At 61.2% G+C, this 15390-nt stretch carries 14 protein-coding genes; 4 read left to right on the top strand and 10 right to left on the bottom strand.

The window, feature by feature from the left end; translation table 11 throughout:
* Positions 1-60 precede the first annotated feature (60 nt).
* A complete protein-coding gene (locus AB4N82_RS22250) occupies positions 61-2574 on the bottom strand; it encodes a TonB-dependent receptor (protein WP_122764163.1) in 2514 nt (837 codons plus the stop codon).
* A gap of 382 nt (positions 2575-2956) precedes the next feature.
* Here AB4N82_RS22250 and AB4N82_RS22245 point away from each other — a divergent pair, with 382 nt between their 5' ends.
* On the top strand, positions 2957-3871 hold the full coding sequence (locus AB4N82_RS22245) for a GGDEF domain-containing protein (RefSeq protein ID WP_122764161.1): 915 nt from the start codon (positions 2957-2959) through the stop codon (positions 3869-3871).
* A 1-nt stretch (position 3872) separates the two neighbouring features.
* Positions 3873-4910 carry an AraC family transcriptional regulator gene (locus AB4N82_RS22240; RefSeq protein ID WP_095184515.1) on the top strand — a complete coding sequence of 346 codons (1038 nt, stop codon included), beginning with the start codon at positions 3873-3875 and terminating at the stop codon, positions 4908-4910.
* Here AB4N82_RS22240 and AB4N82_RS22235 read toward each other — a convergent pair.
* The 6 genes from AB4N82_RS22235 to AB4N82_RS22210 all read right to left on the bottom strand — a co-directional run bounded on the left by AB4N82_RS22235 (position 4897) and on the right by AB4N82_RS22210 (position 10578).
* On the bottom strand, positions 4897-5778 hold the full coding sequence (locus tag AB4N82_RS22235; protein ID WP_095184514.1) for a LysR family transcriptional regulator: 882 nt from the start codon (positions 5776-5778) through the stop codon (positions 4897-4899). The genes AB4N82_RS22240 and AB4N82_RS22235 overlap by 14 nt on opposite strands.
* Before the next feature lie 179 nt (positions 5779-5957).
* On the bottom strand, positions 5958-6575 hold the full coding sequence (ycaC, locus tag AB4N82_RS22230) for an isochorismate family cysteine hydrolase YcaC (RefSeq protein ID WP_032889415.1): 618 nt from the start codon (positions 6573-6575) through the stop codon (positions 5958-5960).
* Positions 6576-6595: 20 nt separating this feature from the next.
* Complete coding sequence (locus AB4N82_RS22225) at positions 6596-8434, bottom strand: amidohydrolase (protein ID WP_460103043.1); 1839 nt, start codon at positions 8432-8434, stop codon at positions 6596-6598.
* Positions 8431-9021, bottom strand: a complete 591-nt coding sequence (locus AB4N82_RS22220) for an antibiotic biosynthesis monooxygenase (protein ID WP_032889421.1) — start codon at positions 9019-9021, stop codon at positions 8431-8433. Before AB4N82_RS22220 ends, AB4N82_RS22225 begins: the two co-directional genes overlap by 4 nt.
* Before the next feature lie 88 nt (positions 9022-9109).
* Positions 9110-9697, bottom strand: coding sequence for an NUDIX domain-containing protein (locus tag AB4N82_RS22215; protein ID WP_032889423.1), 588 nt, complete (start codon positions 9695-9697; stop codon positions 9110-9112).
* Positions 9698-9732: 35 nt separating this feature from the next.
* A complete protein-coding gene (locus tag AB4N82_RS22210; protein WP_122764160.1) occupies positions 9733-10578 on the bottom strand; it encodes an SDR family NAD(P)-dependent oxidoreductase in 846 nt (281 codons plus the stop codon).
* Positions 10579-10740: 162 nt separating this feature from the next.
* Between AB4N82_RS22210 and AB4N82_RS22205 the strand changes: the two genes are divergently transcribed.
* Positions 10741-11667 (top strand): alpha/beta hydrolase, encoded by a 927-nt coding sequence (locus tag AB4N82_RS22205; RefSeq protein WP_032889428.1) that lies wholly within the window; start codon positions 10741-10743, stop codon positions 11665-11667.
* A gap of 192 nt (positions 11668-11859) precedes the next feature.
* On the opposite strand, the gene AB4N82_RS22200 is transcribed toward AB4N82_RS22205, so the two are convergent.
* A complete protein-coding gene (locus AB4N82_RS22200) occupies positions 11860-13020 on the bottom strand; it encodes an alpha-hydroxy acid oxidase (RefSeq protein WP_460103038.1) in 1161 nt (386 codons plus the stop codon).
* Between the two features lie 121 nt (positions 13021-13141).
* Between AB4N82_RS22200 and AB4N82_RS22195 the strand changes: the two genes are divergently transcribed.
* Positions 13142-13927, top strand: coding sequence for a DeoR/GlpR family DNA-binding transcription regulator (locus AB4N82_RS22195; protein WP_032889432.1), 786 nt, complete (start codon positions 13142-13144; stop codon positions 13925-13927).
* Here AB4N82_RS22195 and AB4N82_RS22190 read toward each other — a convergent pair.
* The gene (locus tag AB4N82_RS22190; protein WP_241089547.1) at positions 13892-14629 is read right to left on the bottom strand and encodes a DUF72 domain-containing protein; all 738 of its coding nucleotides are present in this window, start codon (positions 14627-14629) and stop codon (positions 13892-13894) included. The genes AB4N82_RS22195 and AB4N82_RS22190 overlap by 36 nt on opposite strands.
* Entirely contained in the window at positions 14626-15057 is a 432-nt protein-coding gene (locus AB4N82_RS22185; protein ID WP_122764157.1) for a DNA methylase, read from the bottom strand. The genes AB4N82_RS22190 and AB4N82_RS22185 overlap by 4 nt, the downstream gene beginning before the upstream one ends.
* Positions 15058-15390 lie beyond the last annotated feature (333 nt).

Genomic DNA, 15390 nt, shown 5'->3' with positions numbered 1-15390 from the left:
ATTCACTGAACCACCGCTATCGGGAGCAAGCGCCCTCCCACATTGGAATCGAGGTGTGATTTAGAAATGGGTGAAGGTCAGGCCGAGCTTGTAGGTCGGGCCGTACTCTTCGTATTGGCCGTTGTAGCTGCGGTGGCCGGTGTAGACGAAGTACGACTCATCGGTGAGGTTCTGGGCCTCGAAGCTGACTTGCAGGTTCTTGGTCAGCGAGTAGCGCGCGCTGAAATCGACGAAGGTCTGCGCGTCCACATGCAGGTCGTGGGCCTTGTCGTTGATCGAGGCCAGTTCATACAGGTAGGCCGATTTGTAGTTGGCGGACAGGCGCAGGCTGAGCTTGTCGTCTTCCCAACCGAGCATCAGGTTGCCGACGGTGTCTGATTGGTTCGGCAGGCTGATGTTGCGTTTGCGGTTCGTGCCGCTGGCGGCGTCGAAGCCTTCGATATCCGCGCTAGAGCGGCTGAAGGTGCTGTTGGCGCCGATCAGCAGACCGTTCCAGGGCGCGGGCAGCCAGTCGAATTTCTGCGAGTAGGCCAGTTCCAGGCCATAGAGCTTGGCGCTGTCGCCGTTGGCGTAGGTGTGGGCCTCGGAGAAGTTGGTCCAGGCGCCGGTGCCGGCCACGTCGGTGTTGTAGACGAAGTTCTTGATGTCTTTGTAAAACACGAACGCCGAGACGGTGCCGGCGCGGCCCATGAAGTGCTCGATGCCAAGGTCGAGGTTGCTCGATTCCAGGGGCTTGAGGTCCGGGTTGCCAAAGGTGGCTTCGTCATCGTCGATCACAAAACCCGGCGCCAGTTGGCCGAAGGTCGGGCGCACCACGGACTTGGTCCAGGCCGCGCGCACCTGGGTGTTTTTGTCGATCTGGTAGCGCGCATGCAGACCCGGCAGCCAGTGGTGATACTGGCGCTTGGTCTCGGTGGCAGTGAACACGCCATCGGTGGCGCCGGTGCCCTTGGCTTCGAACTCGGTGCCTTCGTAGCGCAGGCCGGCGATAAAGCGCCAGTCGTCGATGTCGATGGTGTTCATCAGGTAGCCGGCGTTGATGTCTTCGCGAATGGTGAAGTCGTTGACCCGGGACTCGGTCTCGTCATAAAAGTCCGCTGCATTGAGGCTGCCGATCAGTTGCTTGATGCCGCTGGCGCTGATGCCTGGCCCGTAGTTGCCCAAGCGATAGTCGACACTGCCCTTCTGGAACTGGGTCAGGTTGAGCTGGTCGGCGGTGTAGCCAAGGGTGTCGAAGTCCTTGTAGACCCAGGCCTCCAGGTCATTGTCCTTATTACGGCGACTCACCTTGCCACCGAATTTGACCTGGGACGCATAGCCGCTCAGGTCGTAGTCGCGGGCCAGGTCCAGGCGCAGGTTTTTCTCGGTGTCCTTGGTGTTCTGTTTTTCCCAATCAACTTTGTCGAGCGTGAAGTTGCTTGGGTCGTAGAAACCGGCACCGATGATTGGCCGTGGCTTGTCCTTGTCGTAGAAACCGCTGTTGGCAAAGTCGCCGCCGTCGAAGGTGGCTCCGGCGATGTGCGCCGGGCTGTCTTCGCTCGATTGGCTGTAGCCGGCCTGACCGCTGAGGGTCCACAGGCCAAGCATGCGCTCGCCGCCGAACACGTAGGACTGGATTTCCTGGGTTTCCTCACGGTTCTTCAGCTTGCGCTTGGCTTCAGCGTCGCCCAGTTCACCAGCGGCTTGGGGGTCGGCAAATTCAATGCTGGTGGAGTTGCGGGTTTCGGTGTCTTTGTAGCGGCTGTAGAGGGTGCGCAGGTAGTAGCTGCTGAGGTCATCGGGCTTATAGTCGAAGTTCAGTCCACCGCCGGCGCGTTCGCGGCTGATGTCGTAATCACGCTGTTCGAATTCGTTGAGTTTGGCGCCGTCGGTGAAGTCCCAGGCACCGCCTGTTTCGACGTTGTCCGAGCCAAAATCACGCTTCTGCCAGCTTAGGGCTGCGGCTACGCCAAAGTTGTCGATGCCGTCGCCGAGGCTGAAGCGGTTGCTCGCCGCGCCGGAGAATTTGGGGCTGGTCTGACTCGTATTCTTGTCGTAACTGGCTTCGGTGCTGCCGGTGTAGAACAGGCCTTTGTGGTCAAAGGCCGACAGGCTCTGCACGTCGACGGTGCCACCGAGGGAGTTAGCGTCCATGTCCGGGGTGAGGGTCTTGATCACCGACAGCGACTGCACCAGTTCTGACGGCAGCACATCGAGGGCCACGGCGCGGCGCGCGCTTTCCGGGGCGGGCACCAGGGTGCCGTTGATGGTTACGCTGTTGAGGTCCGGACCGAGGCCACGCACGCTGACAAATCGCCCTTCGCCCTGATCGCGCTCGACGCTGATGCCGGGCAAACGCTGCACCGCTTCTGCGACGTTTTCATCCGGCAACTGGGCCACGCCGTCGGCATGCACCACGCTTTTGATGCTGTCAGAGCTGCGCTGCTCTTTAAGCGCTTGATCGATGGCAGCGGCCTGGCCGACCACTTCGACATGCTCGGTGGTGGTGGCCTCGGCGGCGCTCAACCGTTCGCTGGCAATCGCCAGGGCCAAGGCGGTGAGCGTGAAGCTGACGAGCCCGGTGCGCTTGTACATGAAATCCTCCCCAAGAATCCGTTGGCGCCAAGCAAATGGCCCGGCAACTGGGAGGGCAAGCTAGGGGTGGGGGATGACGGTTCTGTGACAGGAGTTGGCGGCGAGGCCCGTAAACCGTGGGTTTTGCCCGAACCCGGACGTGGAATGAGCTGATATGACCTGTGGAGATCCCCTGTGGGAGGGGGCGTGCCCCCGATAGCGGTGGGTCAGCAGGCCTATCTGTTGACTGATACACCGCCATCGGGAGCAAGCCCCCTCCCACATTTCTTGATCTCCAGTGTGTTTGAGGTGAGCTGATTCGACCCTCCCACGCCGTCATCCAACCGTCACATCCATCTGCTGTGCTGGCGCCCATCGCTCATTCGCCCAAGGACCCGCGGCCATGTTTTCCGTGCTCAAACCTCATCGCTGGAAACTCGCGCTCTTGCTCATTGCCGCCAACGCCGGGCTGATCCTGCACCTGGCCTGCGGCGAGTTGAAAAGCGTCAGCGAGTGGGTCTGGCTGGATATTTTCGGCGAAGGCGGTTCCGCCCTGCTCGCCCTGGTGTGGCTGGGCCTGGTGCTTAAAAGCCGCCCCGCCGGGCGCGTCACCAATTACCTGGCGCTGGGGCTGTCGTGCATCTTCTTTTCGTGGTGGATCGACAGCCTCGATGAGTTTATCCGCCTGCCTGACAGCATCACCTGGGACCACTGGCTGGAATCCGGCCCGATGCCAGTGGGCATGATTCTGCTGACCATCGGCATCTACCACTGGCACCGCGAACAACTGGCGATCAGCGCGCAGATGGAAAAGCGCGAACGGCTGTTTCGCGAGCACCGGCTGTTCGACAAACTCACGCCCCTGGCCGGTGCCGACTACCTCAAGCGCCAATTGGCCGACAGCCTGCACGACAGCCGCGAACAGCAACAACCGCTGTCACTGCTGGCCCTGGACCTGGACAACTTCGCTGCCATTAACCAGGCCTACGGGCATGCCGAAGGTGACGCCGTGCTCCAGGCCCTCAGCCATTTGTTGTTGCTCAATCTGCGCCGCCAGGACTTGCTTTGTCGACTGGCCGGTGACCGCTTTGTGGTGCTGCTGCCCAACACCGGCGAGCGCCAGGCCAAAGAGCTCGCGCTGGAGTTGCAGCAAGCGGTACATGGCCTGGCCCACAAAACCCGGCAACAGGGCGAACGCCTGCAACTGGCGGCGACCACAGCGGTAGTAATGGCCCTGGACGAGCCGCCCCATGACCTGCTCAAGCGCCTGAACCTGGCGTTGGCCAGGGCCAAGCAACCTCTCGCGAAAAGCGCCTGAGATGGCGGTGAAAACCAACTGGTATGAGGCCGACAGCCGCTTCATACCAGGGCACAACCAACCGGCCACGCTGATTGACCTGGCCCTGTCCCGTGACATCGACAGCCATCGTTTGCTGCGCGGCACCGGGCTGTTCCACGAGGACATCCTGGCCGGAACGGCGCGCTTGAGCCCGCAGCAATTCCTGGCACTGATCGGTAACAGTCGAAAGCTGCTGGATGCCGACGACAGCAGTTTTCTGTTGGGCCAGCGCTTGCTGCCCGGCTATTACGGCGCAGCCAGCCATGCCTTGGGCCATGCACAGAATCTGCATCAGGCGCTGGAGATCCTTATTCAGCAACAGGTGCTGCTCAGCCCGTTGGTCACCCTGCAAGTGGAGCTGGATGAGCACCACGCCTACCTGTATTGGCTGGACAGTTGCGGCGCTGGCGAGCAGTGGCGGTTTCTGCTGGAAGCGAGCATGACGTCGCTGGTTGCCATGAGCCAATGGCTCAGCGGCGAGCGTCTGCCGTGGGTGTGCAGTTTCAGCCATGCCGAGCCGCGTTATGTCGAGCAGTATTGGGTGCATCTGGGCGAAGAGACGCGCTTCGAGCGCCCGCTGGACATGATGTGCATCCCCCGCGAACACCTCACCCGCGCCTGGCCCGGGGCTTCGGCTACCGCCGGCCAGGTCGCGCGCCAGCAGGCTCGCGAACAGATCGAACATTTGGGCTTTGCCGGCAGTTTTCTCGATTGCCTCTACGACTATTTGCGCGAGCAGGTGCGCCAACCGCCGAGCCTGGAACAGGCGGCCCAGGCCTTCGCCATGAGTCCGGCGACCCTCAAGCGCAAACTGCACAAACACCACACCGGCTTTCAGCAGCAAGTGGACCGGGTACGCAAACAGGTGGCGCTGCACCTGTACCAGGTCAAGGGCTACAGCAATGATGAAGTGGCGGCGTACCTGAACTTCAATGATGCGGCGAACTTTAGACGCTCATTCAAGCGCTGGACTGGCAGCACCCCGAACCTGATCCGCCAGTTGTTCAACAGCCGCTAGCCAGGCGCTCGCGCAGGAACTCCACCAACGCCTGCACCGGCCGCGAGCTTTGCCGATGTTGGGGATAGACCGCCGACAAGGTCAGGGCTTCGGGGGCGAAGTCGTCGAGAATGGTGATCAGGCGACCGTCCTTCAACGCGTCGCCAACGATAAAGGTCGGCAGATAAGTGACGCCCAGCCCGGCGATGGCGGTGTCACGCAACAGCTCACCGTTATTCACGCGCATGCGACCGCTGACATTCAGCGCCTGCACCTTGCCCTTGAAGCGCCATTGAACTTGACGGCCATGGCCGTAAGGCAGGCAGTCGTGTTGAGCCAGATCATCGGGTTGCAAGGGTGTGCCGCGCAGAGCCAGGTAGTCGGGGCTGGCGCAATACACCCGCTGGATGCTGGCGATACGGCGGGCGATCAGGGTGGAGTCTTCCAGGGTGCCGATGCGCAACACCAGGTCGTAGCCTTCGCCGATCAGGTCCACGGGGCGATCGCTGAGGTCGACCTCCACCGACACTTGGGGATGGCGCTGCAAAAACAACGGTAACAGGCAACCCAGGTGCGCCATGGCAAACGACAACGGCGCACTGAGGCGAATGGTGCCGCGCGGTTCGCTGTTCTGGCCGGCGATGCCCTGCTCCACTTGCTCGACTTCACCGAGCAGGCGCAAGGCGGATTCGTAGTAGCTCTGGCCCAGGGGCGTGACATCCAGCCGGCGCGTCGAGCGGTTGAGCAGGCGCACGCCGAGGCGATCTTCCAGCTGGATCAGGCGGCGGCTGACGAATTGCTTGGACAGGCCCAATTGTTCGGCGGCAGCGGTGAAGCTGCCGGATTCCATGACCTGGCAAAACAGGCGCATGTCTTCGAAGGGGTTCATTGTCGCTTCTCGGTGGACGATGGGCTGATTTATAACTGGATGGTCGCAACACCACAAATCAAATGTGGGAGGGGGCTTGCTCCCGATTGCGGTGTGTCAGTCTCAATAGCTTTGACTGAGGCACCGCTATCGGGGGCAAGCCCCCTCCCACATTGATCACCTACAGGCTTGAAAAACGGTTACTTGGCAGTAAACGCCGAGTAGCTGTTCATCAGGTTGCGGTAGTTGGGGATGCGCGGCGACAGCAGGTTGGCCAGGCCTTCCATGTCGTTGCGCCAGTCCACTTGCAGCTCGCAGGCCACGGAGAACCAGTTCACCAGTTGGGCGCCGGCGGCGGTCATGCGCGCCCAGGCGGCTTGTTGCACGGTTTCATTGAAGGTCCCGGAAGCATCGGTGACGACGAACACTTCGAAGCCTTCAGCGAGGGCACACAGGGTCGGGAACGCTACGCACACGTCCGTCACTACACCGGCAATGATGATCTGCTTGCGGCCGGTGGCCTTGACCGCCTTGACGAAATCTTCGTTGTCCCAGGCGTTGATCTGGCCAGGACGGGCGATGTACGGCGCGTCCGGGAACAGTGCCTTGAGTTCTGGCACCAGTGGGCCGTTAGGACCGCCTTCAAAACTGGTGGTCAGGATGGTCGGCAGGTTGAAGAACTTCGCCACGTCGGCCAGGGCCAGTACGTTGTTCTTGAATTCATTGGGGGAGAAATCCTGTACCAGGGAGATCAGGCCCGTCTGGTGGTCGACCAACAGTACGACGGCGTCATCTTTGTTCAAGCGCTTGTAAGTCATGGGTTAACTCCTTTGGGGGTTTAAAAGGCAAAACACGAGCAGCCGAACGCACCCCAGAAACCCTGGAAGTCGCTGACCGGCACGCTGGAAAGACGGGCTTTCTCATGGCTGTGGGAATGCACGCCGCACTCTCCGCTGCATTGGTGTACTTGAGCTTGCAAAGGTGAACTTGGACGCCAGTGACCCGGCACCTTGACCACCGGCGACCAGTCCGGCAGCACCGGCACGCGCGGCGGTGCGTAGTCTTCGAAGTCGCCGGCGCCGTACACGACCTTGCCGCCCACCACGGTGAGCACTGACTCGATCCACTTGATGGCTTCTTCATCGACACTGAAGAAGTCCGCTGACAGCGCGGCGACGTCCGCCAATTGGCCGACCTTGATCTGGCCTTTCTTGCCCTGCTCGGACGAGAACCAGGCGCTGCCATGGGTGAACAACTCCAGCGCGGTGAGGCGCGGCAGACCTTCGGCGTGCAGTTCCAGGCCACCGACGGTACGGCCGCTGACCATCCAGTACAGCGAGGTCCAAGGGTTGTAGCTCGACACCCGTGTGGCGTCGGTGCCCGCCCCTACTGGCACGCCTTCGGCGAGCATGCGCTTGATCGGCGGCGTGGCTTCGGCAGCCTTGGCACCGTAGCGCTCGACAAAATACTCACCCTGGAACGCCATGCGGTCCTGGATCGCAATGCCGCCGCCGAGGGCTCGAACGCGCTCGATATTTTTCGGGGTGATGGTCTCGGCGTGGTCGAAAAACCACGGCAGCCCATTGAACGGGATGTCGCGGTTGACCTTTTCGAACACGTCGAGCATGCGCGAGATGGACTCGTCATAGGTGGCATGCAAGCGGAACGGCCAGCGTTGTTCCACCAGGTGGCGCACCACCGGTTCCAGCTCCTGCTCCATGGTCAGGGGCAGATCCGGGCGCGGCTCCAGAAAGTCCTCAAAGTCCGCCGCCGAGAACACCAGCATCTCGCCGGCGCCGTTATGGCGCAGGTAGTCATCGCCCTGATGCAGGGTGACGCTGCCGGTCCAGTTCTTGAAGTCGCTGAGTTCTTCCTTGGGCTTCTGGGTGAACAGGTTGTAGGCGATGCGCACCGTCAGCTGTTCGTCCTTGGCCAGTTGCTCGATCACCGCGTAGTCATCGGGGTAGTTCTGGAAACCGCCGCCAGCGTCGATGGCGCTGGTGAGGCCCAGGCGATTGAGTTCACGCATGAACTGGCGCGTGGAGTTGACCTGGTATTCCAGCGGCAGTTTCGGGCCCTTGGCCAGGGTCGAATACAGAATCATCGCGTTGGGCCGCGCCACCAGCATGCCGGTGGGGTTGCCGTTGCTGTCGCGCACGATCTCGCCGCCCGGCGGGTTCGGCGTGTCTTTGGTGTAGCCGGCCACGCGCAACGCGGCGCGGTTGAGCAAGGCGCGGTCATACAGGTGCAGCACAAACACCGGCGTGTCCGGCGCGGCCTGGTTGAGCTCTTCCAGGGTCGGCATGCGTTTTTCGGCGAACTGGAATTCGTTCCAGCCGCCCACCACGCGCACCCATTGCGGCGTGGGCGTGCGGTCGGCCTGGTCCTTGAGCATGCGCAGTGCATCGGCCAGGGACGGCACGCCTTCCCAGCGTAGTTCGAGGTTGTAGTTCAGCCCGCCACGGATCAGGTGCAGGTGGGAGTCATTGAGGCCGGGAATCACGGTGCGGCCCTTGAGGTCGATGACCTGGGTGCCGCTGCCACGCAGGGCCATGGCCTCGCCATCGGTGCCGACGGCGACAAAGCGGCCCTGGCTGATGGCGACGGCGGTTGCGCGCGGGTTTTCACGGTCCACGGTGTGGAACTGGCCATTGAACAGAATCAGATCGGCGTTCATAGGGTTTCCTTTACAGAGGCTTCAAGCCAGGGTGCGAACAGGCGGGTAGCCGCCGGCATCAGCAGGTACACCACCAGCAGCACGATGGTCAGGGTGACCAGGAAGGTGGAGACCACGTAGTTGGACAGGAACGGGTGCAGACGCAGGATGGGCCCCCAGATAAACGGCAACAGCAAGGTCTGCGGCAAAATCACAAACAGGCTGACGACCGCCTGTTTCCAGCGCGGCGGCTTGGCGGCGCTGTCGGCCAGGGGCGCGAACCAGAATTCGTTGACCGCACCGATCTCGGTCTTGTCGCCATCGGCCAGCATCGGCGAGGCTTCGACAATCAGGGTTTTACGCTCGGGGGAGTCGAGCCAGGTTTCCAGGTCGTCGGTGGAGCGGTAGCGCAATACGCAAGTGAATAGCGCCAGGTTGTTCTGTTTGCTGCGCACCACGTCGACACCCAAGTGCCCTGGGCGCTCGCCGGCGATGCGCACGATGCGGCGCAGCCAGGCTTCGTAGTTGGCTTCCTGGCCTTGCTTGATCAAGTGTTTGACGACCAGGGTGACGACTTCGTCGGGTCCCGTCTGTGGTGCTGGGTCCATGGTGTGCCCCTCTGCCTTGAAATGTCAGCGATGAGGGGAGTTTGCCGCGGATGGGGGGTGGGAAAATTGAATGTACGTGCTGTTTAAGTCACCAGCCTTCTTTCAACATACGCAACTCCAGGTGCTGCAGCAGCATGATGGTCTTGCCGTCGGCGATCTCGCCGCTCTGCACCATCGCCAGGGCCTGCTCGAAGCCCAGTTCCAGCACCTCGATGTCCTCGCCCTCCTCTTCCAGGCCACCGCCACCACTGACCCGATCCCCCGGCTGGTATTCGCCGATAAAAAAGTGAATCCGCTCAGTGACCGAGCCTGGGCTCATGAACGCCGCGTAGACCTTCTCAACCTGCCCCACGCGATAACCGGTCTCTTCCTCGGCTTCCAGGCGAATACGCTCCTCGGGGCTGGCATTGTCCAGCAAGCCCGCCGCCGCTTCGATCAGGTAACCGTGGTAGTCATTGACGAAGGTGGGCATGCGGAACTGGCGAATCAGCAACACGGTGCGTTGCGCGCGGTTGTACAGCAGGATGGTCGCGCCATTGCCTCGGTCGTACACCTCGCGGGTCTGAGCTTGCCAACTGCCGTCGCGACGACGCAGGTCGAAGCTGTATTTTTTCAGCAGGTACCAGTTGTCCGAGAGGGTCTCTTCAGCGGTGATGCGAACGGGGCTGTTGTCCATGGTCGGGCTCTTTGTTCCAAGGAGTAATCGGGGGTTCACGCTTGTTTGATGCGAGGCCACGCGGCCGCGACTTCTTCAGCACTGCCGGCGTTGATCCGCGCCAGGTTGCGCGGGTAGTCCACCCCGGGATTCTCAGTGAAGCGCGTTGCGGTGAATTGACCGTTGCTGGCCCGCAGGATGTAGCCCGTGTCCTCGCACAGCGTGGAGGCGAGAAACAATACCCCCGGGGTTACCCAATCCGGCTTGAGTTCGTCAGGTTCCTCGGTCACGCCCCACATCCGCGTCTTGGCCACCGGCGAGATCGCATTGACCCGGATGCCGGCCTCGGCGCCCTCATGGCTCAGCGCGTTCATGATTCCCAGTTGCGCCATCTTGCCAGCGCTGTAGGCCACCAGGCCGGTCTGCTCGTATTGTGCGTACATGGCGCGGTCGGACGTGGTGAGGATAATCCGTGGCGCGGTTGAGCGCAGAAGGTGCGGCCACGCGTGCTTGCACAGCCAAAGTGGCGCGTAGAGGTTGATGTCCATGGCCCGCTGCAGGAACGCGGCATCCAGGTCTTGGATGTTCTGGTAACCCACCCAACCGGCGTTGTGAATAAGGATATCGAGTTGACCGAATGCCTCGATGGCGTACGCAACCAGTTGCTGACAGCCCTCGTTGGTGGACAAGTCACCGCCATGTCCGATCACCGCGAGCCCTTCGGCCTGCAAGGCTTCTGCCGCCGCCTGGACCACCGAGGTATCGTTGCCGGCGCCCACCTTGTCGGCGCCGATATCGCTGATCACCACCCGGGCACCGCCCAGGGCCAGTGCCCGTGCATAACTGAGTCCCAACCCCCGCGCACCGCCGGTGACGATGGCGGTTTTACCTGTGAAATCCATGTGCTTGCTCTCCTGTTCGGCCGCCTACCCTAACAACCGGTGTACGGGTTGTTCAATGCTGTAACACTTTGCAAGCAATCGCCGTGGGCGGCCGTCGAATTTATACCTGCCTGTGTAGGCCATCTGGTAAAACCCCAGCTTCACCTTTGTTCAGGAATCTTCATGCCCTCTCGTTTTCTATCGCGCCTGAGCCTGCGCTGGTTGCCCCTGCTGTGCATGGCGTTGTTGATCGTCGGCCTGCCGGTGGGGTGCAGCGTGCTGCAACACAAGGAGCGCGAACTGGTGTTTCGCATCGAACCGGGCACCGCCAGTTGGTACAGCGGCTTGCCCAAGGCGGTGCAGGAATTTGAACTCAAGCCCGCCAGTTTTAAGTCGGGGCAGAACATTCATGGTTGGTGGTACCCGGCGGACAAAAAGGACGCGCCAGCGATCCTCTACCTGCATGGCGTACGCTGGAACCTCACCGGGCAATTGTTCCGCATCGAGCAATTGCATGCCCTCGGCTATTCGGTTCTGGCCATCGACTATCGCGGCTTTGGCCAAAGCCGCGGCGAGCTGCCGTCGGAAACCACCGTGTACGAAGATGCGCGTATCGCCTGGGAACGTTTCCAAGTGCTGCAACCCGACCCGAGCAAGCGCCTGATCTACGGGCATTCCCTCGGTGGCGCAGTCGCCATCGACCTGGCTGCCGAACTGGGCAAGCAAACGCCTCGGCCGGTGCGCGGCCTGGTGATCGAATCCACCTTTACCTCCCTGGCAGACGTGGCGACGGCGGTGGCCAACACGTCGTTGCCGGTGCGCTGGTTGCTGTCGCAAAAGTTTGATTCCATCGACAAGATTGCCGACATCCATATGCCGTTGCTGGTGGTGCATGGCCTCGACGACCGCTACGTGCCGCCACGCTTCAGCCAGCAATTGTTTGAAGCTGCCCAGGAACCCAAGCGGCTGTTGCTGGTGCCCGGCGCCAGCCATAACAACAGCATGAGTCTGGCCGGTCGCAGTTATCGCCAGGCTCTCGACAACTTGATGCAGGCCAAGATGCCCGCCCACGTTGTCACGCACTCCGCGGAGCGCAAGGGCGAGTCATAAAACAGCTTTTCGGCACTGGGTTCGCGCTTGGCTGTCAAGCGCAAACCCTGCCCATACTGGGCCTCGCTGAAAGTTGATCAAATATTGACCGCGGGCTAAATCGCCATACCCGCCGGGGTCTTGCAAAGTTATCCACAGAGATACCCACGGTTTTCGTGGACAACTCTTTTCGTATTTTTACGATTTTTTTGCTCAAACAATGCTTTCGGGAAAGGTCCCCGGCAGCAAAATCTCACGGTTCACATCGCGTATATCGTTATAGCCACACAGAGCCATCGACACGTCCAATTCACGGGCGATGATGTCAAGTGCCTTGGTCACCCCCGTCTCACCCATCGCACCCAAACCATACAAATGCGCACGACCGATCATGGTGCCTTTAGCGCCGAGCGCCATCGCCTTGAGTACGTCCTGGCCGGAACGAATACCGCCATCGAGCCACACCTCGATACGCTCGCCTACCGCGTCGACAATCGCCGGCAACTGGCTGATGCTCGACGGCGCGCCGTCCAACTGACGGCCACCGTGGTTGCTCACCACCAAGGCATCCGCACCGGAATCAGCCGCCAGGCGCGCGTCTTCGACATCGAGGATGCCCTTGATGATCAACTTGCCGCCCCAGCATTTCTTGATCCACGCCACATCGTCCCAGCTCAGTCGCGGGTCGAATTGCTGGGCGGTCCAGGACGACAGCGAACTCATGTCCGCCACACCCTTCACATGCCCGACGATATTGCCGAAACCGCGCCGTTGGGTGCCGAGCATGCCCATCACCCAACGCGGTTTGGTCGCCATATTGAGGATATTCGGCAGGGTCAGTTTGGGCGGCGCAGACAGGCCGTTGATCAGGTCCTTGTGCCGTTGCCCCAGGATCTGCAAGTCCAGGGTCAGCACTAGCGCATCCACGCCAGCGGCCTTGGCGCGTTCGATCAGTTGCTCGACGAAGCCACGGTCACGCATCACATACAGTTGGAACCAGAACGGCTGGCCCACCTGTTCGGCGATGTCTTCAAGGGAGCAGATGCTCATGGTCGACAAGGTGTAGCGCAGGCCGAACCTGGCGGCAGCGCGGGCGGTGAGAATCTCGCCATCGGCATGCTGCATACCCGCCAGGCCGGTCGGAGCCAGGGCCACGGGCATGGCCATGTCCTGGCCGATCATAGCGGTGCGGATCGATCGCTCATCAATGTTGCGCGCCACCCGCTGGCGGAATTTGATCCGGGCAAAATCGCTTTCATTCGCCCGGTAGGTGCTCTCAGTCCAGGAGCCGGAATCGGCATAATCGTAGAACATCCTTGGGACACGTTTTTGCGCCAGCTTGCGTAAATCTTCGATGGTTGTGATCAACGACATCTAGGTCACCTCTCCCTGAACTGAGCGCAGAGAGTAGCCGCCCCACGGTCGCTCAACCAGTGATTGCGTTTATATCTACGGGCGACTAATCTCGCACAAACCCGCAAAAAAGCGCAAAAACATGCACGACACTCATCAAGCCATCGACCTGCCTTCCCTCCGCAAACAGAAGATTCTGTTGCTGCTGGAGCGCGACGGCAAAGTCACCGCCTCGGAACTGGTGGAACACTTTGCGGTGTCTCAGGACACCATCCGTCGTGACCTCGGCGAACTCGCCGCCGCCGGCCTGTTGCAGCGCGTACACGGCGGCGCCCTGCCTCGGCCCAAGGACACAGGCAAAGATTTTTTCACCCGGGTCGGCGAGACCAATGACGCCAAACGCCAACTCGCGCAGTTGGCCGCACAGAGGGTGGAAGACGGCCAGATTGTGCTGTTCGATTCCGGCTCGACCACGCTGCAGATCGCCCAGTCATTGCCGCGCGCGATCCGGCTGACGGTGGTCACAACCTCACCGATGATCGCCATTGCCTTGGCCGACCATCCCAATGTGACCGTGATTCTGGCCGGCGGCCAACTCAACCCGGCCACGCTGTCCACCGGCGGCCACGAAGCCGTACGCCTGATCCAGAGCATCAAGGCCGACCTGTTGTTTACCGGCGTATGCGCATTGCATCCGCAAGTAGGCATCAGCTCGCTGCACTTTGATGAAGTGGCGGTCAAGCAAGCCTTGCTCGACAGCGCTTCCCAGGTGGTCGCGGTGACCATGGCGGACAAACTCGGCGCGGTGGAGCCGTTTGTGGTGGCGCCGTGCAGCCGGATTCACACGTTGATTACCGAGTGGCATGTGCCGAGTGTGGAGGCGTACGAGCAGCTAGGGTTGGAAGTGTTGCGGGTTGAGGTCGAGTAGGTACAGGGCATCGGCCACCGCATGGCCGCTGGCGGTGTTGTCGAAAATGCACCAGGTAGGAACGCCGTCTGCGGCCGACCGGCTCAGGTGCCTTGCGAACCCGAGTACACGCTCCGGGCCATAGGCGCTGTGATAGATGCGCGGTGATCCGTGCAGGCGCCAATAGCGCACGCCTTGCCATCCCGCGCAGGTGGGCGTGGCGTCGATCACGGGTGGGTCGACTGCCACCCGTCCTATGTGCAAATCCTGCAACATCGCCTCAGCTGCCAGCCAACTGGCGTGGCGCGGCTCAAGCACCACATTGCCGGCAAAACATCGGCGAACAGCCATGAAAAAGGCGCTGGCACTGGAGGGTTCATAGCTCAATGAGGGAGGCAGTTGCACCAGCAGGCAGCCCAGGTGTTCACGCAGAGGCGCGCACTGTTCGAGAAACTCATCCAGCGCAGCTTCACAACGCTGCAGGCCCAACTCGTGGGTAATACGCTTGGGCACTTTCACCGAAAAACGAAACGCAGACGGCACGGATTGGCCCCAACGTGCGTACGTTTTCGGCAGGTGTGGACGATAGAACGAGCTGTTGATCTCCACCGCGTTAAAGCGCGACGCGTAGCGCTGCAAATGCGTGCCCGCGTCGCTGAACGCCGGCCAGTGCTCACGCGGCAAGCTCCAGCCCGCACAGCCGACGTACAACAATCCCGTCAAAACAGCACCGCCGCCGCATCGCGCATGAAAATCTCGATGGTCTTGGGGCCTACGCCATCGAACTCGGCCAAGCGGTTCTCAAACGCCTTGCGGTCTGCACTGGCGAGACGTACGTGAGTGATCTTGCCCCCGTAATCGGCGTTCAGCTTCGCGCTGAGGTCCAGCAGCCGCTGCGCAGTAGATTCGTCGTAGCGAACGTAATGGGCACGCCCCAGCATTGCCACCAACTCTCGCGACGTACAGTGCTGCAACTTGCGGGCAGTGTCGTACCCCTGCTGCTCCACAATCACCCTGTATGCCTGTGCGGCAATGGGTGCCTGGATTCGCTTGCCCATCAGGAAACTGGCGATAAACCACTTGAACAAACCGCTGTCGTCGTCAGGCTTGAGTTCGATCCCCAATTCAGCAGCGGTAATCGCGCGCGCCATGCTTATTGACCCCGCTTGCGATCAGCCGTGGCGGCTGAGTCTGCACTTTTCCGTGCCTCTAGCGAGCTCATACGGTCAGGCGTTTTAACGGCAGTTATGGGAGCGGCCACGGTATCTCTCCAAGCAATTAAGGGCGCACAAAAAATCGCGTCCTGTGTGAAGCAGAGCCCTGGGTATTTCGATAGTTCAAGGAAATTTCAGCGTAGAAATCGGCGCAAAAAAATTTAAACCTTTTGCCCACGCGCGCCCTCAACAGTCAGGTATCGGCGAAGCTGAAATGGCCAGGAAGCGACAGGCCAGACACGACCATTAACCCCCTTCACCCAGGAGACA

It is taken from the genome of Pseudomonas sp. H1_D04 (genome assembly GCF_054683855.1).
The sequence above is the reverse complement of the archived record's forward strand: the minus strand, read 5'-3'. Positions and strand labels throughout refer to the sequence as shown.

Excerpts from the sequence above, each read along its gene's own strand:
- AB4N82_RS22250 (WP_122764163.1), bottom strand. The coding sequence starts at position 2,574 with ATGTACAAGCGCACCGGGCTCGTCAGCTTCACGCTCACCGCCTTGGCC.
- AB4N82_RS22245 (WP_122764161.1), top strand. The coding sequence starts at position 2,957 with ATGTTTTCCGTGCTCAAACCTCATCGCTGGAAACTCGCGCTCTTGCTC.
- AB4N82_RS22240 (WP_095184515.1), top strand. The coding sequence starts at position 3,873 with ATGGCGGTGAAAACCAACTGGTATGAGGCCGACAGCCGCTTCATACCA.
- AB4N82_RS22235 (WP_095184514.1), bottom strand. The coding sequence starts at position 5,778 with ATGAACCCCTTCGAAGACATGCGCCTGTTTTGCCAGGTCATGGAATCC.
- ycaC (WP_032889415.1), bottom strand. The coding sequence starts at position 6,575 with ATGACTTACAAGCGCTTGAACAAAGATGACGCCGTCGTACTGTTGGTC.
- AB4N82_RS22225 (WP_460103043.1), bottom strand. The coding sequence starts at position 8,434 with ATGAACGCCGATCTGATTCTGTTCAATGGCCAGTTCCACACCGTGGAC.
- AB4N82_RS22220 (WP_032889421.1), bottom strand. The coding sequence starts at position 9,021 with ATGGACCCAGCACCACAGACGGGACCCGACGAAGTCGTCACCCTGGTC.
- AB4N82_RS22215 (WP_032889423.1), bottom strand. The coding sequence starts at position 9,697 with ATGGACAACAGCCCCGTTCGCATCACCGCTGAAGAGACCCTCTCGGAC.
- AB4N82_RS22210 (WP_122764160.1), bottom strand. The coding sequence starts at position 10,578 with ATGGATTTCACAGGTAAAACCGCCATCGTCACCGGCGGTGCGCGGGGG.
- AB4N82_RS22205 (WP_032889428.1), top strand. The coding sequence starts at position 10,741 with ATGCCCTCTCGTTTTCTATCGCGCCTGAGCCTGCGCTGGTTGCCCCTG.
- AB4N82_RS22200 (WP_460103038.1), bottom strand. The coding sequence starts at position 13,020 with ATGTCGTTGATCACAACCATCGAAGATTTACGCAAGCTGGCGCAAAAA.
- AB4N82_RS22195 (WP_032889432.1), top strand. The coding sequence starts at position 13,142 with ATGCACGACACTCATCAAGCCATCGACCTGCCTTCCCTCCGCAAACAG.
- AB4N82_RS22185 (WP_122764157.1), bottom strand. The coding sequence starts at position 15,057 with ATGGCGCGCGCGATTACCGCTGCTGAATTGGGGATCGAACTCAAGCCT.